23 protein-coding genes are annotated in these 23131 nt (G+C 68.4%); 7 read left to right on the forward strand and 16 right to left on the reverse strand.

The window, feature by feature from the left end; all coding sequences use genetic code 11:
- Positions 1-71: 71 nt before the first annotated feature.
- The 10 genes from DKM19_RS41240 to DKM19_RS41285 all read right to left on the reverse strand — a co-directional run bounded on the left by DKM19_RS41240 (position 72) and on the right by DKM19_RS41285 (position 9342).
- Complete coding sequence (locus DKM19_RS41240; RefSeq protein WP_110703672.1) at positions 72-839, reverse strand: isoprenyl transferase; 768 nt, start codon at positions 837-839, stop codon at positions 72-74.
- A 102-nt stretch (positions 840-941) separates the two neighbouring features.
- Positions 942-1418, reverse strand: coding sequence for a hypothetical protein (locus tag DKM19_RS41245; RefSeq protein ID WP_239513871.1), 477 nt, complete (start codon positions 1416-1418; stop codon positions 942-944).
- Positions 1419-1506: 88 nt separating this feature from the next.
- Positions 1507-2451, reverse strand: coding sequence for a hypothetical protein (locus tag DKM19_RS41250; protein ID WP_239513872.1), 945 nt, complete (start codon positions 2449-2451; stop codon positions 1507-1509).
- 84 nt (positions 2452-2535) lie between these two features.
- Entirely contained in the window at positions 2536-3198 is a 663-nt protein-coding gene (locus DKM19_RS41255; protein ID WP_110703674.1) for a TIGR04222 domain-containing membrane protein, read from the reverse strand.
- A gap of 362 nt (positions 3199-3560) precedes the next feature.
- Positions 3561-4001, reverse strand: coding sequence for a hypothetical protein (locus DKM19_RS50220; protein WP_162642143.1), 441 nt, complete (start codon positions 3999-4001; stop codon positions 3561-3563).
- A gap of 253 nt (positions 4002-4254) precedes the next feature.
- Positions 4255-5061 (reverse strand): DUF692 domain-containing protein, encoded by an 807-nt coding sequence (locus DKM19_RS41265; protein ID WP_110706350.1) that lies wholly within the window; start codon positions 5059-5061, stop codon positions 4255-4257.
- A gap of 2 nt (positions 5062-5063) precedes the next feature.
- A complete protein-coding gene (locus DKM19_RS41270; protein WP_110703678.1) occupies positions 5064-5324 on the reverse strand; it encodes a hypothetical protein in 261 nt (86 codons plus the stop codon).
- Positions 5284-6267 carry a TIGR04222 domain-containing membrane protein gene (locus DKM19_RS41275; protein WP_110703680.1) on the reverse strand — a complete coding sequence of 328 codons (984 nt, stop codon included), beginning with the start codon at positions 6265-6267 and terminating at the stop codon, positions 5284-5286. The genes DKM19_RS41270 and DKM19_RS41275 overlap by 41 nt, the downstream gene beginning before the upstream one ends.
- 457 nt (positions 6268-6724) lie before the next feature.
- Positions 6725-8512 carry a phosphoenolpyruvate carboxykinase (GTP) gene (locus DKM19_RS41280; protein ID WP_110703682.1) on the reverse strand — a complete coding sequence of 596 codons (1788 nt, stop codon included), beginning with the start codon at positions 8510-8512 and terminating at the stop codon, positions 6725-6727.
- Positions 8513-8814: 302 nt separating this feature from the next.
- Complete coding sequence (locus DKM19_RS41285) at positions 8815-9342, reverse strand: hypothetical protein (RefSeq protein WP_089211009.1); 528 nt, start codon at positions 9340-9342, stop codon at positions 8815-8817.
- A 291-nt stretch (positions 9343-9633) separates the two neighbouring features.
- Between DKM19_RS41285 and DKM19_RS41290 the strand changes: the two genes are divergently transcribed.
- Positions 9634-10230, forward strand: a complete 597-nt coding sequence (locus tag DKM19_RS41290; protein WP_110706351.1) for a TetR family transcriptional regulator — start codon at positions 9634-9636, stop codon at positions 10228-10230.
- A 6-nt stretch (positions 10231-10236) separates the two neighbouring features.
- On the opposite strand, the gene DKM19_RS41295 is transcribed toward DKM19_RS41290, so the two are convergent.
- The 3 genes from DKM19_RS41295 to DKM19_RS41305 all read right to left on the reverse strand — a co-directional run bounded on the left by DKM19_RS41295 (position 10237) and on the right by DKM19_RS41305 (position 12774).
- Complete coding sequence (locus DKM19_RS41295; RefSeq protein WP_204358451.1) at positions 10237-11544, reverse strand: C40 family peptidase; 1308 nt, start codon at positions 11542-11544, stop codon at positions 10237-10239.
- A gap of 180 nt (positions 11545-11724) precedes the next feature.
- Entirely contained in the window at positions 11725-12225 is a 501-nt protein-coding gene (greA, locus tag DKM19_RS41300; RefSeq protein WP_089211008.1) for a transcription elongation factor GreA, read from the reverse strand.
- A 120-nt stretch (positions 12226-12345) separates the two neighbouring features.
- Positions 12346-12774, reverse strand: coding sequence for a DUF4307 domain-containing protein (locus tag DKM19_RS41305; protein WP_110703684.1), 429 nt, complete (start codon positions 12772-12774; stop codon positions 12346-12348).
- 222 nt (positions 12775-12996) lie between these two features.
- On the opposite strand from DKM19_RS41305, the gene mca reads away from it, so the two are divergent.
- The 3 genes from mca to DKM19_RS41320 are packed head-to-tail and all read left to right on the forward strand — an operon-like array spanning position 12997 to position 14476.
- Positions 12997-13881, forward strand: coding sequence for a mycothiol conjugate amidase Mca (gene mca / locus DKM19_RS41310; RefSeq protein WP_110703686.1), 885 nt, complete (start codon positions 12997-12999; stop codon positions 13879-13881).
- Positions 13882-13915: 34 nt separating this feature from the next.
- Positions 13916-14113, forward strand: a complete 198-nt coding sequence (locus DKM19_RS41315) for a hypothetical protein (RefSeq protein WP_110703688.1) — start codon at positions 13916-13918, stop codon at positions 14111-14113.
- A 45-nt stretch (positions 14114-14158) separates the two neighbouring features.
- Positions 14159-14476 (forward strand): GNAT family N-acetyltransferase, encoded by a 318-nt coding sequence (locus DKM19_RS41320; RefSeq protein ID WP_110703690.1) that lies wholly within the window; start codon positions 14159-14161, stop codon positions 14474-14476.
- A gap of 93 nt (positions 14477-14569) precedes the next feature.
- Here the strand turns inward: DKM19_RS41320 and DKM19_RS41325 are convergent, their stop codons facing one another.
- A complete protein-coding gene (locus DKM19_RS41325) occupies positions 14570-15730 on the reverse strand; it encodes a hypothetical protein (RefSeq protein WP_110703693.1) in 1161 nt (386 codons plus the stop codon).
- Positions 15731-15939: 209 nt separating this feature from the next.
- Between DKM19_RS41325 and DKM19_RS41330 the strand changes: the two genes are divergently transcribed.
- Complete coding sequence (locus DKM19_RS41330; RefSeq protein ID WP_110703695.1) at positions 15940-17979, forward strand: thioredoxin domain-containing protein; 2040 nt, start codon at positions 15940-15942, stop codon at positions 17977-17979.
- A 250-nt stretch (positions 17980-18229) separates the two neighbouring features.
- On the opposite strand, the gene DKM19_RS41335 is transcribed toward DKM19_RS41330, so the two are convergent.
- Both DKM19_RS41335 and DKM19_RS41340 read right to left on the reverse strand, forming a co-directional pair.
- A complete protein-coding gene (locus DKM19_RS41335) occupies positions 18230-20416 on the reverse strand; it encodes a transglycosylase domain-containing protein (protein WP_239514527.1) in 2187 nt (728 codons plus the stop codon).
- 108 nt (positions 20417-20524) lie between these two features.
- On the reverse strand, positions 20525-21004 hold the full coding sequence (locus tag DKM19_RS41340) for an Lrp/AsnC family transcriptional regulator (protein WP_089211000.1): 480 nt from the start codon (positions 21002-21004) through the stop codon (positions 20525-20527).
- Between the two features lie 129 nt (positions 21005-21133).
- Between DKM19_RS41340 and hppD the strand changes: the two genes are divergently transcribed.
- The gene (hppD, locus tag DKM19_RS41345) at positions 21134-22216 is read left to right on the forward strand and encodes a 4-hydroxyphenylpyruvate dioxygenase (RefSeq protein ID WP_369990719.1); all 1083 of its coding nucleotides are present in this window, start codon (positions 21134-21136) and stop codon (positions 22214-22216) included.
- A gap of 70 nt (positions 22217-22286) precedes the next feature.
- Complete coding sequence (locus DKM19_RS41350; RefSeq protein ID WP_110703701.1) at positions 22287-22946, forward strand: RDD family protein; 660 nt, start codon at positions 22287-22289, stop codon at positions 22944-22946.
- Positions 22947-23131: the final 185 nt, after the last annotated feature.

Genomic DNA, 23131 nt, shown 5'->3' on the forward strand with positions numbered 1-23131 from the left:
TTACGGTACGTCCTGAATGCCCGTCTTCCAATGGTCCAAGCTTGACCGAAAGATGGTGTTCATGTGGTATTTCAGGAGCCGTACCGTCGGTTTCGCGCGGCATATGAGCGGAGAGCCCGCAAGAAGTCGACTCTGCGGAAGTCAGGCCAGTAGGCCTCGCAGAAGTAGAACTCGGAGTGAGCGCTCTGCCAGAGCAGGAAGCCGGAGAGGCGCTGCTCTCCCGAGGTCCGGATGACCAGATCCGGGTCGGGCTGACCGCGCGTGTAGAGATGCTCCGCGATGTGCTCAACATCGAGGACCTCGACCAGGTCCTCGATGCTTGCGCCCTTGCTCGCATGCTCCTGAAGAAGGGAGCGCACCGCATCAGCGATCTCACGCCTTCCTCCATACCCAACGGCAACGTTCACAATCAAACCCGGACGATGTGATGTTGCTTCTTTTGCATTTTTCAGGACATGGGCCGTGTGATCGGGCAGAAGATCAAGCGCTCCCATGGGCTTGATGTGCCATCCATCGACCACGAGCTCCTGGACCACGTCCTCAATGATCTTCATCAGGAGGTCCAGCTCGTCCTTGGAACGGTTGATGTTCTCGCTGGACAGCAGCCAGACCGTGACAACCTCAACACCGGCCTCCCGGCACCAGCCGAGCAACTCGGAGATCTTGTCGGCACCTTTTCTGTGGCCTCGGCTCACATCGTCGATGCCCATCGAGCGCGCCCAGCGCCGGTTACCGTCGACGATCACGCCGACGTGCCGGGGAGCGGTCTCCTTCTGCCGGGACAGCTTCGCTTCCAGCCTTCGTTCGTACAGCCGGTAGACGAGATCGCGCACGCCCATTGGAGTCCTCCCCCTCAACGCCCGCCGTCGAAGGGCGCTGACAGGCAATTATCACCGCCCCGCGGACCCCTCTGCCCCCTCTACAGGGTTCTGACGGAGTTGCTACAGGCTTCTGGCGGAGTTGCCGGACTTCTGCGGGCTCAGGCATTCCTCGGCCTCCGCGACGAGAGCCTCCACGAAGACACCCAACTCCGCCGAGGTCAGAACCGCTCGCAGATCCGCCCCGTCACCGTCTCCGGCCTCCACAAAGGCTCTCCTGGTGAGCCGCCACTCCCCGCCCGGCCCTCGCCATTCGGGAATCCAGGTCGGAACCGTCCGCAGCCGGCACCGGAGTTCGCCCTCGCCGACGACCCCGTTCCTGGTCCGATAACGAAAGGCGAACAGTTCTTCGTCGTCGGGGAAGCGGTCGTCGGGGTCGGGCCAGTGCGCCTCATGGCCGGCGCGGGCCTCGGCGACCCCCCTGGCCAGCCGGGTGAGGAGCCGGCCGCACCGCTCACCCACCGTTCCGTACAGCGCGCCGTCGCGGTGGAGTTCAAGCGTGATCTCGTACGGCGAGCCGACACCGTCCCGGCACGCCACCGGCGTAACAGTCAGATATGAACCATCAAGACAACGCAGTCCCCCCACCTCAGAGAGGTTATCCCTGACGAAGGCCGCCAAAACATGATCAACGCCACTCATGCCTCTGCCACCCGGGCGGCTGGTGCCATTCCGTCCAGCCGTGACCCGAGCGGCCGTCGGCGGCCTCGAACCGGCACAGGGCCCGGGGAAAGTGCGCGATCGCACCGTCCGGGGAGGTCATCGCGACCGGCGCGAAGCTGATGGGCACGACCGTCAGCGGGGCTCCCGGCACGGCCAGCCACGACTGGGCGGGGAAGCCGTCCTCACCGAACTCGCTGGTCGCGGTGAAGCCCTCGCGGTGGTCCAGCACGCCGTCGGGCGGGACCGTGAAACACGGCCAGGGCATCTCGAAGCCGACGTTGGCCCGCATGCCGTGAAAGAACGTCCCGTCGTCGAGACGTCCGGAGCTCCACAGCCACGAGACCTGCCACCAGTCGCGCTCACCCCAGCTGTGGTCGCGCTCACCGTGCCCAGTGAAGGGGATCTCCTCATCACCGACCCTGATCACCCCGGCGACCTCACAGGGGATCTCGTAGCGCGGGATGAACCCGTAGGGGTAGACCCCGCCGACGGTCTTCCACTCCAGGTCGAACTCCAGCGAGGTCGTCCGGGCTCCGGCCGTGTCCGTGTAGGCCTGCGCCGGGTCGTCCAGCACGACCGCCGCCTCGGCGTTCAGGGTCAGTCTGAAGGAGCGCATGGGGAGCGTCACGTCGTGGGTGGCCCGGTATCCCTCGCCCTTCACGGCGAGGTCGGGCCCGGGGAGCGGGGCGTGGTTGTCGGCCAGCAGCACCGTCGGCCGGTCCTTGCCGACCAGGCATGCCCAGTACCAGGCACGATTCCAGTTGGGATACAGCCCCAGCCGGATATATCCGGCGATCGAGCCGTCCTGGGTCGTGAAGTCGAGATAGACGGACTCGCTCCACAGGGGCTCCACGCCGACCGGATGCGCCCCCTCGTCCTCGTCCCGCAGGGGCCACGTTCCGTGATCCACGATTTTCACCACGGTCACTCCGATGCAAGCGCTTGGTCAGATATCGGCTCAATTTAGCCGACCGCGCCGCGCTCGGACAGTCCCTCAGCGCCTGCCCGCCCTGGCCGGGCCGGACGACGGCAACACGCCGCTCATGGAGAGCACCGTGGCCAGCTCGCGGTCCACCACTTGGCCCAGGCCGTACAGGGCGACGCCGAAGAGGTTCGACGCGTCCACGGTGACATGATCCCGGGAGCGGGGCGGCAGCGATCTGCCCTCGCGGTGGCGCAGACGGTAGTGGGCCAGCGCGGCCTGCCCGGCGCGCGTGGGGACGACCTGCCTGGAGTCGCCGGCGACGACCAGCCCCAGCTCCTCCAGCCGCGCGATCAGCGCGGTGACGGCGGCCCCCTGGACCAGCGCCGCCTTGATCTCCCAGACCGGCAGGCCGTCGCGCCGGCCTTCGAGCAGCCCGAGGACCTCGGCTTCCACCGGCTCCATGACCTTCACCGGATGCGCGGGGTCGGTGGACGTGGAGCCCGTCAGGGTCAGAATTCCGGTGGGCGGGATCCGGACCCTCTCGTCCGCCGCCAGGGACGCCAGGGCGGTGTTCAGCACCCGGAATCGCCCCGCTGCGAGCAGGGCCAGCTCGTACGGACCCAGATCGGGGCCCGCGTAGCCCCTCGGCGCGTGCATGGCCAGCCGCAAGGCGATCAGCCCCGCCACCATCAGGAGCGCGACGGTCACGACGACGATCAGAACGGCGACCATGACGACCTCCGTAAACGCATGTCTCCCGCAGGACTTCTTTACCCGTTCTGACGAATATCAGTGGCTGGAGAGGCAACGATCGCCGCGCGTGGCACCCGCCGGCGGCGGACATCGTGATCGCCGCACCGGACGCCGCCACCGGCAGATGCCATGACCCGCGTCGACCACGACCGCCACAGACCTCGCGATCACCGCGCCGGACGCCGATGGTCAAACGTCACGGCCCACGTCGAACGCGACCGTCACGGACATCGTGAGCACCAGACCGGACGCCGCCACCGGCGGACCTACACGACCCGCGTCGTACGCGACCGTCACAGGCCCCGCGATCACCGCGCCGGACCCCACACATACGCCGGACCTCACGACCGCCGGAAACGCCACCAGCGGGACGCGGGAGACGGCTCTGGCTCCTCGGCCTCCTCGGGCCGACCGGGCAGGCGCCCCGTCGCCTCGAGCCTGCCGGCGAAGTCCCGCGCGTCGGCGCGGGAGCCGCCGGGCGGCTTGGGACGGCCCCGCGCGTAGGCCTCGAACTCCCCGGCGAAGTCGCCGCCGAGCAGCGCGACCAGATCGGGACGGAGCCTGGCCACCGTCCCCCTCCGCTTGGAGATCAGGCTGAACTCCTGGATGCGCAGTCGTTTCTCGTCGAACCCGGGAGGCGTCTCCCCACCGGCCACCAGGGCGGCCAGCAGCCCGGACTGCGCCCTGGCCAGCGCGGCGCGGGCCTCACCCTCCGAAAGCACGTCCCCGGCCGTAGCCGGGATCGGAACCGCGCCTGCGCCCGCGTCCTGGACCGAAGGCACGGACCCGATCACGTCAGAGACCGGAACCGCGTCTGCGCCCGCGTCCTGAACCGAAAGCGTGGACCCGATCACGTCCGGGGTCGGACCCGCGCCTGCGCCCATGTCCTGGACCGAAGGCACGGACCCGATCACGTCAGAGACCGGAACCGCGTCTGCGCCCGCGTCCTGAACCGAAAGCGTGGACCCGATCACGTCCGGGACGTCGCTCCGCGGCCGGGCGCCTCCGCCGGCCGAAGCCTCGCGAGCGGCGTCGTCAGACACGGGCCATCGCGCCGCGGATCCGGCCGAGCTCCGCTTCGAGGGCGGCGTCGCTGGGATAGTCGTCGTCCCATTCGAGCAGCACACCCGGCGGATCGACCCGGGCGCAGAGCTCGGACAGGATGTCCAGCACGTCGGCGGGGACGTGCGCGGTGTGGGTGTCGTGCCAGACGCCGTCGCGGGAGTGCCCGCCGGCGACGTGGACGTACGCGAGCTCGGACAGCGGCAGGCCGTCCAGCGCGCCGACGGCCGACAGCCCCAGGTTGACCTGGTTGGTGTAGAGGTTGGCCACGTCGATCAGGAGCCGGACACCGGTCATCTCCACCAGCTCGCCGAGAAACTGCGCCTCGGTCATCTCGTCCTCGGGCCAGCCGAACAGGGCCGCCACGTTCTCCAGGGCCAACGGGACGGGAAGCGCCGCCTGCGCCCGCCGTACGTTGTCCGCGACGACGGAGAGCGCGGCCCTGGTGCGCGGGACCGGGAGCAGGTGACCGGCCTCCATGCCGCCGGAGCGCACGAAGGCCAGATGCTCGCTGACCAGAGGCGCGTCCAGCGCCCGCGCGCAGGCCGCCAGGTGCGCCAGCCGTGCCGGGTCGGGCGGTTCGGCCCCGCCCACACCGAGCCCGACCCCGTGCGGGATCACCGGCACCCCGCGGGCGCGGAGCACCCGCAGGGACTCCGGGAGCCGGTCGGGATGCACGTTCTCCGCGACGACCTCGACGAAGTCCACCCCGGGCAGCCGCTCCACGGTCAGGTCGATCTCCGACCGCCAGCCGATGCCGACACCCAGTGATCCGGCCACCGTCACACCCCCATTCCGATCGCCCGCACCGGTCGACCGGGCGCCATCGTGAGCGTCCCGATCTCCCGGAGGAACCGGTCAGGTGCCGTCGTGAGCGTCCCGATCTCCCGGAGGAACCGGTCGGGTGCCGTCGTGACCATCCCGATCTCCCGCACAAGCCGATCGAGTGCCGCCGTGATCGCCTGGATGAGCCGGCCGCGTGCCTCCGTGACCGTCCCGGTCTCAGCCGCCACCGCAACCGCCCCCTCCACAGCCGCCGCCACCGCCGCAGCTCGACCCGCCGCCCGAGTCGCCGCCCGAGCCACCTCCCGAGTCGCCCGAGCCTCCGGAGTCGCCGCCCCAGCCTCCGGAACCGAAGGAGCCGTCCCCCGAGCCGAAGGAGCCGCCTCCGCAGGAGCCGGCGGCGCATCCGGTCGTCGAGGTGTATCCGCTGTCGCGTTTGAGCTCCTCCTCCAGGGTCGGGTCTCCGAGCTCGCCCAGGCCGTACAGGGCGACGGGAACACCGACCGCGAAGGCCAGATCGGGGGTCATGGGGCGGGCACCGCGCACGTGGAGCCGCCGGGCGGAGTCGAGCGCCTCGCGCCCGGCCTGGCTCAGGATGCCGCGCAGCGCCCGCTTCTCGGTGGAGTAGGTGACCAGGCCTCTGAGCGCCATGAAGGCGCCGAGCAGTGGCACCACCACCCCGGGGAAGCTCGTGAAGATGCCGGCCAGCAGCATGCCCACGTTGACGACCAGGGCGAGCACCGAGAGGATCAGAAGCCGGTTCAGCAGCTTCCACGCGTGACCGAGCGCCTCGTCGGGCACGATCAGGCCCATGCCCATCAGGCGGTAGCGCAGCCCGCTCATGGTCTCGCCGTCGGCCACCGTACGGCGGAGCTCTCCCACCGAGCAGGAGCCGCCGCGGACCTGGAGGGACTCCAGGAGGGCGTGCTCGACCGGATCGGGGGAGATGCGGGTCCCGGCGACGAGACTGACCTGGCCGCCTCGTGAGACCCGGATGGCGCCGGCCCTGGCCAGCATGCCGAGCGCGGTGTTGATCACGCGGCGCGGCCCGCCCGCCAGGTAGGCGAGCTCGTACGGGGTCATCTCACCGCGATGGTGGGTCACGGCCGAACGCACCCGGCGGTGCTCACGGCGCAGCGCCGTCCTTGCGAAGCCGCCGAGCAGAATGAGGACGATTACTACGACGTACGGGATCGCCTGCATGCCCGTCTCCCCAGGGGAAAGAAGGGCTCGCGCCCATCTTGTCCTGATAGACGCTCACAGACCCCGGGAAGTTTCCCCTCAACCGCCACAACTATGACGAGCCGTCCCGGGCGACCGGGGTCACCGGTCGTGACCCCGGTGTCGAAGGACCGGTACGGAGTCAGGACGGAAGCCGGTCGATCGCCCCTTCTCCCGGCCAGGAGGCGCCGCCCCTCATGGCTCTCATGGCCGAGGAGGCACGGCCTCTCATGGCTCTCCTGACCGAGGAGGCGCTGCCTCTCGTGTCCGGGCCGGGAAGGCATCGCCTCTCATGCCCGAAGGGGCACTGCTTCTCATGCCCGGACCGGGGAGAGGCGCCGCCTCCCGTGTCCAGGCTGGGAAGCACCGCCTCTCATGCCCGAAGAGGAACCACGCGGTTGCCGTACCCCCCGGGAGCGGGGCACGGCAACCCCGGGGATCAGCCCAGCCGTTCGACGAGCGCGTTGTACTCGTCCCAGAGTTCCTTGGGGAACCGGTCGCCGAAGGTCTCGAAGAAGGCGGGCATCAGCGACGCCTCCTCCTTCCAGGTCTCCCTGTCGACGCTCAGCAGGGTCCGCAGGTCCTCGTCGGAGATGTCCAGGCCCTCGGTGTCGAGCTCGGCGGGGAGCAGGCCGATCGGCGTGCGCACGGCCTCGGCCTCACCGTTGAGGCGCTCGACGATCCACTTAAGCACGCGGATGTTCTCGCCGAAGCCCGGCCAGATGAACGTGCCGGCGTCGTTCTTGCGGAACCAGTTCACGTAGTAGACGCGCGGCAACCGGACGTTCTTCCGCTGGCCCATCTTGATCCAGTGGGCGAAGTAGTCGCCCATGTTGTATCCGCAGAACGGCAGCATCGCGAACGGGTCGCGGCGCAGCTCGCCGACCTTGCCCTCGGCCGCGGCGGTCTTCTCGGAGGCGACGTTGGCTCCGGTGAAGACGCCGTGCTGCCAGCTCAGCGACTCGCTCACCAGCGGGACCGCGCTGGCGCGGCGCCCGCCGAACAGGATCGCGGAGATCGGCACGCCCTTGGGGTCCTGCCACTCGGGGGCGATGATCGGGCACTGGCCCGCGGGGGTGGTGAACCGGGAGTTCGGGTGGGCGGCGGGCTCGTCGCTGTCCGGGGTCCAGTCGCGGCCCTTCCAGTCGGTCAGGTGCGCCGGGGGCTCATCGGTGAGGCCCTCCCACCACACGTCGCCGTCGTCGGTGAGGGCGACGTTGGTGAAGATGCTGTTGCCCCAGAGCGTCTTGATCGCGTTGGCGTTGGTGGACTCGCCGGTGCCGGGGGCGACGCCGAAGAAACCCGCTTCGGGGTTGATGGCGTACAGGCGGCCGTCGTCGCCGAAGCGCATCCAGGCGATGTCGTCGCCGATCGTCTCGACCTTCCAGCCCGGGATGGTCGGCTGGAGCATGGCCAGGTTCGTCTTGCCGCACGCGCTCGGGAACGCCGCCGCGACGTAGCGGGTCTCTCCCGAGGGCGGGGTGAGCTTGAGGATGAGCATGTGCTCGGCGAGCCAGCCCTCGTCGCGGGCCATCGTGCTGGCGATGCGCAGCGCGTAGCACTTCTTGCCGAGCAGGGCGTTGCCTCCGTAGCCCGATCCGTACGACCAGATCTCGCGGGTCTCGGGGAAGTGGCTGATGTACTTGGTGGAGTTGCACGGCCATGGCACGTCGTCCTGGCCGGGCTCGAGCGGGGCGCCGACCGAGTGCACGGCCTTCACGTAGTCGCCGCGTTCCTCGATGAGCCGCAGGGCCTCCTCCCCCATGCGGGTCATGACGCGCATCGACACGGCCACGTAGGGCGAGTCGGTGATCTCGACGCCGAGCTGGGAGATGTCACCGCCCAGCGGACCCATGCAGAACGGCACGACGTACATGGTCCGGCCGCGCATGCTGCCCTGGAAGATCTCGCCGAAGGTCCGGCGCATCTCGGCGGGGGCGATCCAGTTGTTGGTCGGCCCCGCGTCCTCTTCGCGCTCGGAACAGATGTAGGTGCGGTCCTCGACCCGGGCGACGTCGCTGGGATCGGAGGCCGCGTGGAAACTGTTCTGCCGTTTGGCCAGACGTTTGAAGGTTCCCTGCTCGACCAGCAGATTCGTCAGGCGGGTCCACTCGGCCTCGGAGCCGTCGCACCACTCGATCCGATCCGGCTGGGTCAGCTCGGCGATCTCTCTGACCCACGCGACCAGCTCGGTATGGGTGGTCGGGCTCAGGGCGGTCACGTCCATGGTAAGAGACACTGCTGGGGCTCCTTTGCATTTCTCAGGGCCAAAACATCATTGACCACCAAACCGCACGTAATCCAATTGGCGTAGACCAGTGAATTTGCAGGATTGGCGTCGCGGCGTCGCCGGTCCCCCTGCCCTGTCGGGCATACGGGCTGGCAGTGGTCGCGATGTTGAGGAGACCTACCCAAAAGAAGTGCGATTAAAAAAAGCCGTCCCCGCAGTGGTATAGGCCAATCACAAAGGTCTAAACCAATCAATCAACAGGTTCAGACCAATTGCGCGGCCATTTCCCCTGCCCAGACTCAGGAATTCACGTCGGGGCCCGCGGCGCGAACGCGGTCCACATGCTGAAGCGCGTCCCGCAAATCGGTGAGCCAGGTGTCGGTGTGGTTGCCCACCAGGCGCACGCACCAGGCGAGCGCGTCGCTACGACTGCGGGCCACCCCGGCGGCGACGAGCGTGTCCAGAACCCGGCGCTCGGACTGGCGCAGCCTGGTCATGACGGGGATCGACAGTGTGGTGAACATCACCGTCTCCTCGCCGACGGCGATCCCCCAGGAAACCTTCCTGCGGAAGCGGTGTTCCGCCTCCAGCGCGATCTCGATGCGGCGCTCCCTGGTCTCCTCCCGGAAGCGCTGGATGCCGCCCTCCATGGCGGCCGTCCGCTCCACCTCGGAGGCGTCCTCGCCGAGCACGGGCGCCTGGAGCCTGCCGACCACCGTGATCTCCTCACGGTCCAGCACGATCTCCGGCTGGCCTTCGAACCACTCCTCGGGCAGCCGCCCCAGGAACCAGCCTCGTAGCTTCGCCGCTGCTTCATCATTTTCCATGTAATTTAGATTACAACGCTTTAGTTGAAGACACCAGCATCGTGTATCGGTGATGACATGACCACGATCGGGGCACCCCCTCGGTCACGGCGACGGTCGGAGCGTTCGGCTCGTGTGCCGTCACGTGACACCGGTGACACGCCGAACACCCGGCATCACGGCGACGGGCGCCGTACCCGGGAACGGCGCCGTGCTCGGAACGGCGCTCCGCTCGGGAACGGCGCGGCACCCTGGATGATCTCGGCGCTCGCGGCGGTGTTCATGAGCGTCGCCGGGCGCGAGAATCAGCGCATGAGCTCACCTCCGCGCGCCGAGGGACTGCGCGAACGCAAGAAGGCGAAGACCCGCTGGACGATCCAGGAGCACGCGTTGCGCCTGTTCGTCCGGCAGGGCTACGAGGCCACGACCGTCGAGCAGATCGCCGAGGCCGCGGAGGTGTCGCCGAGCACGTTCTTCCGTTACTTCCCGGCCAAGGAAGACGTGGTCGTGCAGGACGAGTACGGCCCGCTGACCATCGCCCTGTTCCGCGAGGTCCCTCCCGGCACGCCGCTGATCGACGCCTTCCGGCAGGCCGTACGGACGGCGTTCGGCGGATTCACCCCCGCCGAGTTCGAGAAGGTCTCCATCCGGGCACGGCTCATCTTCTCGGTGCCCGCGCTGCGCGCCAGGCAGCTCCAGAACGCCGTCGACACGCACGCGATGATCTGCGCGGAGGTCGCCTCCCGCACCGGCCGCGACGCCGGCGACTTCGAGGTCCAGACCTTCGCGGCAGCGGTGATCGGCGTCATGATCACCGCGATCACCCGCTGGGCCGGGAATCCGGCGGAGAACCTGCCGGAGCTCATGGACACGGCCCTCGCCCACCTCGCGGCCGGTCTACCCCTCTAGGCGCTCCTAGCGGACCTGGGCGGCGACCCCGGGGCTGATCCGCACGGCACCGGCGAAGTTGCGGGTGCTGACAGGGACGATCTTGACCACGTCTCCGGTCCTGGGGGCGTGCAGCATCTTGCCGTCACCCCAGTAGATCGCCACGTGCGAGACGTAGCCGGGGTTGGTGGGGTCGTTCCGCCAGAACAACAGGTCTCCCGGCTGGGCCTGGTCGAACGGGATCTGCGGACCCGAGACGAACTGCTGGTGCGTCACCCGGGGCACCGTGATGCCCGCCTGGGCGTAGGCCCACTGGACCAGCCCCGAGCAGTCGAAGGAGTCGGGTCCCTCGGCACCCCACACGTAAGGACGGCCGAGCTTGCTGACCGCGGCGGTGAGGACGGTCCTGATCTGCGGCGCGGCCAGGAAGGCGTCCGCCGGCCACACCGTGCGGCCGGGATTCACCGCCTGACCGGGAGCCTCGGGAGACTTCAGCACGGGATTGATCACCGCGATCTGACCGCCCCTGGGCAGGATCCTCAGCAGGGTGCTGCGCAGCGCGACGGAGTCGACCTGGGGAGCGCTCACCACCAGCGCGTTGTTCTCCGGGATGCCCAGCGCGCGTGCGGTCGGCTTGGAGACCACGGCGTCGATGGAGCCCATGCCCATCGTGGCGTAGGCCCCCACCCGCAGCGTCCGGCTGGCGGTGGTGAAGGTCTTGCCCAGCGGCATGCCGCCGTCGTTGCCGAGGACGAAGGAGACCGCGACCTCCCCGGCGGAGACGTTGCGCCAGAGCCTGTCGGACCCCGCGGTCGGCTTGGGGGTGTACGCGCGGAAGGTCGAGGGGTTCACCCCGAGCGTCTGCACCCGCTTGCCGTCCAGCGTCACCTCGGCGGCGTCGGCGCGCTCCACCGACCGCACCCCCCTGGTCTTGGTGATCTTCGCCACCACGGCCGGGCTGAGCGGCTTGTTCGCGACGATGAACAGGTGCGGCCGCCGGATCGCGGTCAGCGGGGCCACCGGCGGCGGAGCGGCGGCCTGCGTGGGCCGGGTCTCGACCAGGCCGTCCTGCGCGCCTCGTACGGGCTGGGCGGGCCCGGTGGGCTGGACGACGACGGACCGGCGCAGGGCGACCGCCTCCGAACTCCGCCCCGACAGCTGCACGAGGATCATCAGATCGGCGGCCAGCACGGTGACGACGAGGACCGAGATGACGGGGACGGCCCGTCTCATGATGTGGATGGCGCGATGGCCGTACTTCACCCGGGGGCGATATGCGAGATCCTGGCGGGCCTCACGGATCAGGCCGGAGACACGCGTCCGCCGCTCGAACACGACGTCTCCCCTTCCCGTCCGGAGTCAGCCATACGAGGGTGCCGTACACCGAGCCATAATGCACGCGAATCCACCGAAAAGCGCCTTATCTTCGACGCGATCACACGCCGGATGGAGTCTTCGGACACACGGCGATCCGCCGGGACCAGGGTCCCGGCGGATCACTGGATTCGGGTGAGGTCAGTTACCGATGTACGGAACGGCCTCAAGAATCTCGACCGTGTTGGAGCGGCCGTTCGGCATCGTGTAGGAGGCCTTCTCACCGATCTTCTTGCCGTTGATCGCCGCGCCAAGCGGCGATTTGGGCGAGTAGACGTCGATCGGGGCGCCGCTCTCCTCACGGGAGGCGAGCAGGAAGGTGACCTCTTCGTCGTCGCCCTGGAAACTGACGGTGACGGTCATTCCGGGGCCCACCACACCTTCGGTGCGGGGCGCCTCGCCCACCCGGGCGTTCTCGATGATCTGATGGAGATGGTAGATGCGGGCTTCCATCTTGCCCTGCTCGTCCTTGGCGGCGTGGTAGCCGCCGTTCTCCTTCAGGTCGCCCTCTTCGCGGGCGTCTTCGATCTTCTTGGCGATGTCGGTGCGCCCGGGCCCCGAGAGGTATTCGAACTCCGCCTTCAGGCGGTCGTACGCCTCCTGAGTGAGCCAGGTGACGCTCTCGTTGTGGGAGTCGGCCACGGGTTCTCCTTGCTTCCTCTTGGGGGCTTCGTTCTGGTGTAGCGGATGATCTGGGTAGCGGGCGGTCGAATTTCGAAAGGCTAACAAGTTAACCGCTCAAACGCTTCCCCAAATGTCTCACTATACGAGATAGCAGTAGTGCACGGCACCCGAAGTAGCCTGGGCACTGGTCTCTAGCCGTTCGGTAAGCCGAACATATCCCTCACCAGGTGGAATATTGACCTCACGGCTTCCCACCTCCACGTGGTTGACATCCGTGGCCTGGAGCTGGCACAGCACAGCACGGTCGGATGGCTTGCTCACTTCGAAGGTGATTTGCACAGAATCACCGCTGCTGGCATCAAAAGCAATGACTTGGTTGCTGACTTCGGTGTCACCTCCCGCCGCCCACATCACATAACCCCACCCACCTGCGCACACGGCGCAGAGGATCGCGATCACGACGTGCACGACGAAGCGCCCCTTGCGCTCCGGACGATCGGGGAAGTCGCCCGGGGTGCCAAGGATCGGGCCGTCCTGACGGCCCCTCTCGGCCTCGCTGGTGGCCATGACGGAATCTCCCTGCACTACCTCGGCGTTGTCCGAGACAATTGTCCCTCGCGGGGGCCTCGCCCTCGCGACCGCCCAAGAGAAACTAACCTCTCCCTAGAGTGACTTAAGCCCAGGGAGCGGTGCGGCACGAGCGAGCGAGGCGAACGGCATGTCGAGACATGACGTCCGCGAGGCAAGCGAAGACCCGAGCGCAACCGACATAGAGGAGACATCGAGCCCGTGAGTGCACCGCTGAGGCTGATGGCCGTTCACGCGCATCCCGACGACGAGTCGAGCAAGGGCGCGGCCACCATGGCGCGCTATGTCGCGGAAGGCATGGACGTGCTGGTCTGTACCCTCACCGGGGGTGAGCGCGGTTCGATCCTGAATCCCAAGATGGATCGCCCTGACATCCTCGAGAACATCGGCGAGGTCCGGCGACTGGAGATGGAGCGCGCACGGGAGATCCTCGGCGTGCAGCAGCGTTTCATGGGATTCGTCGACTCCGGCCTGCCGGAGGACGAGAGCGAGCCGCTGCCCGAGGGCTGCTTCGCCGTCCAGCCGCTCGAGATCGCCTCCGCGCCGCTGGTCGCCGCCGTACGCGAGTTCAGGCCGCACGTCATCCTCACCTACGACGACGACGGCGGTTACCCGCACCCCGACCACATCATGACCAACCGCGTCTCGGTGGAGGCCTTCGAGGCCGCCGGCGACCCCGACCGCTACCCGGAGGCCGGGGAGCCCTGGCAGCCCCTGAAGCTCTACTACCAGATGGGCTTCACCAAGGAGCGGTTCGAGGCGCTGCACGAGGCGATGACCTCACGCGGCATCGGCTCCCCCTACGCCGACTGGATCTCCCGGTGGGAGGACCGCCCGCAGAAGTGGCCGGTGACCACCAAGGTTCCTTGCGGCGACTACTTCGAGGCCCGCGACGAGGCGCTGCTCGCGCACGCCACCCAGGTCGACCCCGACGGCTCCTTCTTCGTCTGCCCGCGTGACCTGCAGCGTGAGGTCTGGCCGACCGAGGACTACCACCTGGCCCGATCGCTCGTGGATGTCGAGCTTCCCGAAGACGACCTGTTCACCGGTATCCACGCGGAGAACGTCTCGCACGCCTGCCACTGACACGACTGTGGGGGGTCGGTGGCAAACTTGAGATGTGATTGCATTCGACAGCGCCATCAAAGGTGAGATCGGTCCCGGCCTGGTGGGATTCCTCGTCGTCGCGGCATTGGGCTTCGCCCTGTTCCTGCTCGTGAAGTCGATGAGGAGACACGTCGCCAAGATCGAGGTTCCGTCCGAGGCGGAGCTGCGGAAGCAGAAAGACACCACCCCCACTTCCCCCACCTCCCCCTAGCCGATCTCCCCGGAAGATCCGGCGCAGACCCATCTGAGGACGGGCATGCCTGAGAACATCGAGGTCTCCGACCATCCGGAAGCCTCTCGCTTCGAGATCCTGGTCGACGGCGAGGTCGCCGGGTTCGCCCAGTACCGGCGACGCCCCAATAAGATCTTTTTCACGCACACCGAGATCCTCCCCAAGTTCGAGGGAATGGGCCTGGGCAGCCGCCTGGTCGTCGCGGCCCTGGACCAGAGCCGTACGGCGGGCCTGCCGGTCGTGCCGCTCTGCCCCTTCGTCGCTCGATACATCCGGCGACACCCTGAATACAAAGATCTGGTGCACGAGGACTACCTCGACCTGGTCGAGGACGGGGCGTGACAGTGGGGCGGCGCGTGTAGACCGTACGGCGCACCGCCCCCCACCCTCGGAGGCCGTACCGCCCCGGCCTCCGAGCCGCACCGCCCTCACCCGTCAGTCGCCGAGCACGTCCGTCGACGACCAGGCCCGCTCCAGGGCCCTGGGCAGGCCCCAGCGGCCCAGCGGGGTGAGCACCTCGGTCCTGTCGACGATCCCGAGACACGCCCACAGCGGTGTCACCGAGCTGAAGAGCGTCTCCGCCGCCTCCAGGTCCTCCGGCTCGTCCAGCGCGACGTCGATGTCCTCGGACTCGGCGATGAGCCGGGCGATCCGCTCGGGCGAGGCCAGGACCCCCGGACCGCGTCTGGCCAGGGCGGCGACCACGGCCAGCCAGTCCGCGTGGTGGATCGCGCACAGCGCGGCCAGCACGGAGTCCTCGTGGCTGAGCTCGTTGTCCAGGTTGGAGAACTCCTCGGGGCTGTCGTCCTCATCGGGCAGGTCCGAGATCGGCCCGGCGATGCCCGCCGTGACGGTCAGCCAGAGGTCCTCGTCGTCGGCGGGCAGCGGCTGCCCGTCGTATCCGGCGCACGCCCGCAGCACGTTGCCTGGGTAGCCGGGCTCGGCCAGCACCTCGCGCAGCCGCGTGGCGGCGGCCTTCAGCTCCTTGACGGGCCGCTCGGGATCGGGCAGCTCCGCCAGGATGCGGCGCAGCTCGCTGAGGGCGAACGCCTCCTCCTCGTCCCAGGCGGCGAACAGCTCCTCATCCTGCTCGTCGCTCACCGCGGCCCCCGGCACCCTCCCGTCGGGCAGCGGGCTGGTGAGCCAGCGCTCCTGCAGGTCCGCGTAGACCTCCCTGGCGTCCTCGTCGCCCTGAGCGAGCGCGTCGGGATCGATCTCCCCGGCGGCGACCCGTTCTTCCAGATAGGCGACCAGGCCGCGGAACATCTCCGCGCCGATCGGTCCCCGCTCGTCCTCCTCGGGCCAGACGAAGAAGCTGCGGGTGAGCAGCAGCGGCTCGGTGCCGGTGGACTCCAGCCACCGTTGCACGTCGCCCACCGTCGCCCCACCGGACTCGATCGCGCTGAGCGTCGTCTTGGCGGAATCCCAGAAGGGCAGTGACAGCGGGTTGCCCACCGCCATCAGCGCTCTCCTCAGATCGGGGATGGCCACCAGCGCCACCCCTGAGGGCACGGCAAGCAGCGCGCGAGCCACATCACGCCGGGTCAGCTCGGAGGCTGTCCTGCCGGCGTGCACACAGACGAAGTCGAGATCCACGCCCAGAGAGCCTACGCCCGATGCCGCACCAGCACATCTCCCCAGCTCAGTTGGGCGCGAGCCGCGTCGGGTACGACCCCGCATGTTCACGGTGTGGCCCCATGTTCGGTTTAGTGTGAGGTGAGGCCGTGGAGGTAGAACGAGTACGCGCGATCCGAGCACGTCTCGCGCGACGAGAACGCACGCACCACTTACGCAGGAGGGTCTCGATGAACAGGTTGAAGGACGCCACCAGTCCCTATCTGCGGCAGCACGCTGACAACCCGGTGGACTGGTTCGCCTGGGGGGATGCGGCCTTCGAGGAGGCCAGGCGGCGGGATGTGCCCCTGTTGATCAGCGTCGGGTATTCGGCGTGTCACTGGTGTCACGTGATGGCGCACGAGTCGTTCGAGGACGGCGGCACGGCCGCGATGATGAACGAACGCTTTGTCAACGTGAAGGTGGACCGCGAGGAGCGTCCGGATGTGGACGCGGTTTACATGGCGGCCACCCAGGCCATGACCGGCCAGGGCGGATGGCCGATGACGGTCTTCGCCACCCCGGAGGGGCATCCCTTCTACACCGGCACCTACTTCCCCAGGGAGCAGTTCCAGCGGCTGCTGACCGGGGTGTCGAACGCCTGGACCGGCGACCGGGCCGCGGTGCTGGAACAGGGATCGAAGATCGTGGAGGCTCTGAACGAGCGGTCGGCTCTGCCGTCGGGACCGCTGCCCACCCCGAGCACGCTGGCGCGGGCCGTGCACGGCCTGGCCGAGTCCTTCGACCAGGTGCGCGGCGGATTCGGCGGGGCGCCCAAGTTCCCGCCGTCGATGGCGCTGGAGTTCCTGCTGAGATACCGCGGAGCCCCCGTGATCGAGAGCGGGCAGACGAGCCCGGAGCCGAAGGAACCCCGGGCCACCGCGAGCGCGGCGAGGTTGATGGCCGACCGGACGCTGGAGGCGATGGCCAGGGGCGGGATCTACGACCAGCTCGCCGGTGGATTCGCCCGCTACAGCGTGGACGCCGGCTGGGTGGTGCCGCACTTCGAGAAGATGCTCTACGACAACGCGCTGCTCCTGCGGGTCTACGCGCACTGGTGGCGCTCGACCGGCTCGGTGCTGGGCAGGCGGATCGCGCTGGAGACGGCCGACTGGCTGCTGGCCGAGATGCGCACCCCGGAGGGGGGTTTCGCCTCCGCCCTGGACGCCGACAGCGAGGGTGTGGAGGGCAAGTTCTACGCCTGGACCCCCGAGGAGCTCCACAAGGTCCTCGGCGAGGAGGACGGCGCCTGGGCGGTCGGCCTGTTCGAGGTGACCGGAACGTTCGAGCACGGCACCTCGGTGCTCCAGCTCCTGTCCGATCCCGAGGACGCCGAGCGGTTCGCCCGGGTTCGCTCCGCGCTGCTGGCCGCGCGGGCCCATCGGGTACGGCCGGGCCGCGACGACAAGGTGGTGGCCGCCTGGAACGGCCTGGTCATCGCCGCCCTCGCCGAGACCGGGGCGCTGTTCGACCGTCCGGACCTCGTCGAGGCTGCGCGAGCCGCGGCCGTGCTGCTCGACGAGCTCCACATGGACGGCGACCGGCTGCTGCGCACGTCGCGCGACGGCAGGGCGGGCGACAACGCCGGAGTCCTGGAGGACTACGCGGACCTCGCCGAGGGCCTGCTCGCCCTGTACGGCGTGACCGGGGAGGTGCGCTGGTTCCATCGGGCCGGGGCGCTGCTGGAGAACGTGCTCGGCCGGTTCTCCGACGGGTCGGGAGGGTTCTTCGACACCGCCGACGACGCCGAACGGCTCTTCCAGCGCCCGCAGGACCCCACCGACAACGCGACCCCCTCCGGGCAGTTCGCCGCCGCCGGGGCCCTGCTCTCCTACGCGGCCCTGACCGGTTCGGCCAGGCACAGGGAGGCGGCCGAGGCGGCTCTCGGCACGGTGACCGTACTCGCGGACAAGCACGCGCGGTTCGCCGGGTGGGGCCTCGCGGCGGCCCAGGCGGCCGTCTCCGGTCCGATCGAGGTCGCGATCGTGGGCTCGCCGGATGATCCGGCGACGGCGGCGCTGCACAGGACCGCCCTGCTCTCGTCTCTGCCCGGCCTGGTCGTGGCGCTCGGCGAGCCCGGCTCCGAGGAGGTCCCGCTGCTCTCCGGCCGCGGCCTGGTGGGCGGCCAACCGGCCGCCTACGTGTGCCGCCGCTTCGTCTGCAAGCTGCCCGTCACGACCCCCGCGGGGCTCCTGGCCGAGCTGGAGAACGGGAGCGGAGACGACGACTAGACGGAGAACCTGATGTTCCGGGGCCGGCGGCGCCGGTTGCGATGACCATGAAATTCGACCGGGTTTTCGGTCGCCGCCTCGCCGAAGCCGCCGCCGCACGTCGCGAGTCGGCGAGCCCGGCGATCGCACGCGGTCAACGCGTCAGCCCCGTTTTCCGCACGTGCCGCATCGTTGAGGGTCGGCAGACATATCTGATCCAGCGCTGTGGGTGATCACCCCGGTCGATGGGGGTCACGTGCGGAATGCGGGACTAGCCCTGGCCCTGGCCCTGGTCCTGGCCGTTGCCCTGCCACTGGCCCTGGCCTTGGTCCTGGCCGTTGCCCTGACCTTGACCCTGGCCCTGGCCGTCACCGAACCCGTTGTCCGTCCCGTCTCCCGTGCCGTCGGGAACCTGGTTCTGGTCGGGGGACGAGGGCTGGTCGGGGACCGGGTTTCCCGTCTCCTGCGGGTCGGGGGTGACGGGGTCGCCGTTCTGGTCGAGCCCGTCGCCGTAGTCCTGTCCGTCGCCGTAGTCCTGGCCGTAGGGTCCGTCGGACGGGCCGTTGGACGGGTAGTCGCCGTAGGGCGTGGAGTAGCCGTAGTTGGACGGCTCGGGGAAGTCCTTGACCGGTTTGCCCGCCATCGCCTCGGTCATGAAGGCGTGCCAGACCTGAGCCGGGTAGCTCCCGCCGAACTGGGCGCTGCCGCCCACCACCACCGGCTTGTTGTCGTCACGGAACATGTCCACCGCGGTCGCCAGCTGCGGGGTGAACCCGGCGAACCACGCGGCCGCCGACTCGTCGGTGGTGCCGGTCTTGCCCGCCACCGGACGGTCGTAGAGGCGGGCGGCCGAGCCGGTTCCGGCGTTGACGACCTGGGTGAGCGCGTAGGTGGCGTCGATCGCGGCCTGCTCGCTGAAGGCCCGCTTGCCCTTGGTGGTGCTCTTGGTGACCTTGCCCTGGGCGTCGGTGATCGAGCGGATCACGTGGGCCTCGCGGTGGACGCCCTCGGCGGCGAACGCGGCGAAGCCGGAGGCGTTCTGCACGGCGCTCACGGACGCCACCCCCAGCGGGAGCACGGCAGCGGCCTTGTGCGGGGTGAGCTGCGCGGCGGGGATGCCCGCGCTCTCGGCGAGCTTGACCACCTTGTTCAGGCCGACCCTCTGTCCGAGATCCACGAAGGCGGTGTTCACCGAGTTCTGGGTCGCGGTGACCAGGTTGATCTCGCCGTACGACTCGCCCTCCGAGTTGGGAATCGGATGCTCGGGGTCCGAGGCGACATGCATCGGCGAGTTGCCGTTCACGCGGGTGTCGAGGCCGAGGCCGTCGTCCAGGGCTGCGGCCAGGGTGTAGGCCTTGAACGTGGACCCGGCCTGCACCTTGGCCGAGAAGGAATTGTCGAACTTGTTGGCGGTGTAGCTACGGCCGCCGTAGAAGGCGACGACCTCGCCGGTCGCGGGGTCCACCGCGGCCAGGCCGGTGCGGACCTTCTTGGAGGTGTCCTCCGGCAGCACCGAGGTGACGGCCCGTTCGGCGGCGGCCATCAGGTTCTTGTCGAAGGTCGAGACGATCTTCAACCCGCCCTGGTTGATGACCTCGTCGGTGTAGCCCCTCTGCTTGAGCTCGGCCGCCACCTGGTCGAGCATGTAACCCTCCTGGCCCTTGGGCTCGAAGATCGCCTTGGGTGCCTTGAGGGTGGGGAACTTGACCGCGGCGGCCTGTTCGGCGGTGATCGCCCGGGTCTCCACCATTCCGTCGATCACCGATCGCCAGCGCGCCTTGGCCGCGTCGAGGTCGGCGCCCTTGGGGTTGGCGAACCGGGACGGCTGCTGGATCACCGCGGCGAGGTAGGCGCTCTCGGCGAGGGTCAGCTTGCCGACGTCCTTACGGAAGTAGGCGTTGGCCGCGGCCTGGACACCGTCGGCGCCCCGGCCGAAGTAGATCGTGTTGAGATACTGCTCCAGCACCCATTCCTTGGACTTCGACTGGTCCACCTTCAAGGAGATCATGACCTCCTTGAGCTTACGGACGACGGAACGCTCCTGGCTGAGGCCGCTGTAGTAGTTGCGGACCATCTGCTGGGTGATCGTCGAGCCGCCCTGGAGCTGCTGGCCGCTGACCGTGGACCACATGGCGCGGAAGGTGCCCGACACGGACACGCCCTTGTCGTCGTAGAACGAGCGGTTCTCGGCGGCGATGACCGCGTTTCTGAGAGTCTCCGGCACCTTCTGCAGGGGCACGCTCTTGCGGTTCACGCCCTGCTTGGCCAGCACGGTCTTGCCGTCACGGTAGTAGATCACCGAACCCTGCGCGGTGGCCTTGGGCTGCGTGCTGTCCGGGATGGGGGTGACCGCCCACACCACTGCGAGCAGGCCGATGACCGAGAAGAGACCGATGCCGAAGACGATGAGTGTGATCCGCAGGAGTCGTCTCCCGGGTCTGCCCTTCCCGCCGCCCATTCGCACGCGTGCCCCCGATCAAATCCGCACCAGACCCCCGTCGGTTGTGCGGATCGTTAAGGTTAAACGATGGATAACGGTGTCTGGACCCTCCTTGGGATGGTACGGCTAGCCACTCCCCTGGCGTGGGACATCGGCCACCAAAGGCAGAACCCGGTATGGCACGGGAGTGTCCAGTGCTATCACCGTTGAGGTCCTGACAACACCGTGCACGTCAACGATCAGGTCAATGACCCGCTGCAGATCGGCATTGCTGCGTGCCACCACCCGGCAGTGCATGTCGTCACCCCCGGTGATCGTGTGCACCTCCAGGACCTCGGGGATGGCCGCGAGCTGGTCGGCGACCGGCTCGTGCCCGCTGAGCTGCCGGATCTGCAGGGTCACGAACGCGGTCACGTCGTAGCCGAGCGCCGCGGGGTCGACGTCGGGACCGAAGCCGGTGATCACTCTCCGTGCGGCCAGCCGATCGAGACGCGCCTGCACCGTCCCCCTGGCCACGCCGAGCCGCCGCGAACACTCCAGCACGCCGAGTTTGGGCTCCGCGGCCAGAAGGGCGATGAGCCGGGCGTCGAGTTGATCAATTGTCATGGTGTACAGGCATCCCGATGATACGCGCGAATAGCTGTACATATTGTCTACCCATTTTAGTGGCTGTTGCACAAAGCGCCCATTAAAACGGACAGTATCCACATGAATGACATCTTTCCTGTGAACGGTATGGACGCCGTGGTCTTCGCCGTGGGCAACGCCAAGCAGGCAGCCCACTACTACTCCAGCGCTTTCGGCATGCGGCTCGTGGCCTACCGGGGGCCGGAGAACGGCAGCCGTGACGAGGTGGCGTACGTCCTCACCTCCGGCAGCGCCAGGTTCGAGTTCCGTGGTTCCGTACGGCCCGGCACCGAGATCGCCCGCCACGTGATCGAGCACGGTGACGGTGTGATCGATCTGGCCATCGAGGTCCCCGACGTCGAGGCCGCCTACGCCCACGCGATCGCCCGGGGCGCCAAAGGCCTGGAAGAGCCGCACCTGCTGGAAGACGACCACGGCAAGGTGATGTCCGCGGCGATCGCGACCTATGGCGAGACCCGGCACACCCTGATCGACCGGTCCGCCTACAGCGGCGCCTACCTGCCCGGCTACGTCGCGGCGGAGCCTCTCGTCCCGGCCCCCGACGTGCGCAACGGCCGTCTGTTCCAGGCCATCGACCACTGCGTCGGCAACGTGGAACTCGGCAAGATGGACGAGTGGGTGGAGTTCTACAAGCGGGTCATGGGCTTCACCAACATGGCGGAGTTCGTCGGCGACGACATCGCCACCGAGTACTCGGCGCTGATGTCCAAGGTGGTCGCGGACGGCACCCGCAAGGTGAAGTTCCCGCTCAACGAGCCGGCGATCTCCAAGAAGAAGTCGCAGATCGACGAGTACCTGGAGTTCTACGGCGGCCCCGGGGTGCAGCACATCGCGCTGGCGACCAACGACATCCTGAGCACCGTCGACCACATGCGCGAGGCCGGGGTGGGGTTCCTGGACACGCCCGACTCCTACTACGACGACCCGGAGCTTCGTAGCCGGATCGGCGAGGTCCGCGCGCCGATCGAGGAGCTGAAGAAGCGCAAGATCCTGGTCGACCGCGACGAGGACGGCTACCTGCTGCAGATCTTCACCAAGCCCGTGCAGGACCGTCCCACGGTGTTCTTCGAGCTCATCGAGCGGCACGGCTCGCTCGGCTTCGGCAAGGGCAACTTCAAGGCGCTCTTCGAGGCGATCGAGCGCGAGCAGGACCTCCGCGGCAACCTTTGACCAGGATTTCATGGAGAGTCTTTAACAACGCTTGACTTTGGGCTGGCCGGTACATGGCGATCAAGGTCACATGGCATCACCACCACCGCCGGACGAGCCGCGATCGAACCCCTCGCCCTCTCCTCCGCCCGATCCCCCACCCGGCCAAGGTCGCCAAGGGCCCGGTCCCGGCACGTTCGGCGGTGGAACACCCGGCTACGCCGCACCTGAGCGCGACTCCGGCCCATCCGGCCACGGCGCACCGGAGCAGGGCCCCGGCCTGATCGGGCCGGGGCCCTGCTTCGGTCTGCCCGGACCGGTGCCCGCCAGGCTGGGCGGGCGCTGGCGCCGCCTGTTCGCGGGCATCCTCGACATCATCATCGTCAGCCTCATCTCCTCGCCGTTCACTTACCGGACATACGGCACTATCTTGGACATCGAGTCGGGCGTCTTCGTCCGGATCCCCATCCAGCACACCCTGCTCGCGGCCCTTGTCGGTTTCCTCTACTACTGGCTGCTGACCGCTTTCTGGAACGGCCAGACCCTCGGCAAGAAACTTCTCCACCTGCGAGTGACCGACGTCAGCGGGCAGAGGGTCGGCGTCGGGCAGGCAGCCCTCCGCGAGGCGGCGTCGTGGGTGATGTACGCGACCTGTTGCCTGGGCTGGATTGACCTGGCATTCATCCTTTTCAACCAACGCAAACAAGCCCTCCACGACATAGTCGCCAAGACGCTTGTCGTAGATACCTGATGGTCAGAGGCCGTTCGCGTAGTCTGCCGTCGATGCGGCTCGGTGGGACCCGGGCCAGAAAAAGGGGGGCTTCAGGACATGGCGTCCAGTCGGCTTATCGTGGTAACCGCTACTCTTCTCGGCACATTCGGGGCAGTTGCCTGCTCGGCGTCGAGCGGGGAAAGCGCCCCCGCCTCAGCCGTCGA

Source organism: Streptosporangium sp. 'caverna', from assembly GCF_003203775.1.
Lineage (GTDB): Bacteria > Actinomycetota > Actinomycetes > Streptosporangiales > Streptosporangiaceae > Streptosporangium > Streptosporangium subroseum.

Excerpts from the sequence above, each read along its gene's own strand:
- DKM19_RS41280 (WP_110703682.1), bottom strand. The coding sequence starts at position 8,512 with ATGGACGTGACCGCCCTGAGCCCGACCACCCATACCGAGCTGGTCGCG.
- DKM19_RS41320 (WP_110703690.1), top strand. The coding sequence starts at position 14,159 with ATGCCTGAGAACATCGAGGTCTCCGACCATCCGGAAGCCTCTCGCTTC.
- DKM19_RS41330 (WP_110703695.1), top strand. The coding sequence starts at position 15,940 with ATGAACAGGTTGAAGGACGCCACCAGTCCCTATCTGCGGCAGCACGCT.
- DKM19_RS41335 (WP_239514527.1), bottom strand. The coding sequence starts at position 20,416 with ATGGGCGGCGGGAAGGGCAGACCCGGGAGACGACTCCTGCGGATCACA.
- DKM19_RS41240 (WP_110703672.1), bottom strand. The coding sequence starts at position 839 with ATGGGCGTGCGCGATCTCGTCTACCGGCTGTACGAACGAAGGCTGGAA.
- DKM19_RS41350 (WP_110703701.1), top strand. The coding sequence starts at position 22,287 with ATGGCATCACCACCACCGCCGGACGAGCCGCGATCGAACCCCTCGCCC.
- hppD (WP_369990719.1), top strand. The coding sequence starts at position 21,134 with ATGGACGCCGTGGTCTTCGCCGTGGGCAACGCCAAGCAGGCAGCCCAC.
- DKM19_RS41305 (WP_110703684.1), bottom strand. The coding sequence starts at position 12,774 with ATGGCCACCAGCGAGGCCGAGAGGGGCCGTCAGGACGGCCCGATCCTT.
- DKM19_RS41255 (WP_110703674.1), bottom strand. The coding sequence starts at position 3,198 with ATGGTCGCCGTTCTGATCGTCGTCGTGACCGTCGCGCTCCTGATGGTG.
- DKM19_RS41285 (WP_089211009.1), bottom strand. The coding sequence starts at position 9,342 with ATGGAAAATGATGAAGCAGCGGCGAAGCTACGAGGCTGGTTCCTGGGG.
- DKM19_RS41290 (WP_110706351.1), top strand. The coding sequence starts at position 9,634 with ATGAGCTCACCTCCGCGCGCCGAGGGACTGCGCGAACGCAAGAAGGCG.
- DKM19_RS41275 (WP_110703680.1), bottom strand. The coding sequence starts at position 6,267 with ATGCAGGCGATCCCGTACGTCGTAGTAATCGTCCTCATTCTGCTCGGC.
- DKM19_RS41340 (WP_089211000.1), bottom strand. The coding sequence starts at position 21,004 with ATGACAATTGATCAACTCGACGCCCGGCTCATCGCCCTTCTGGCCGCG.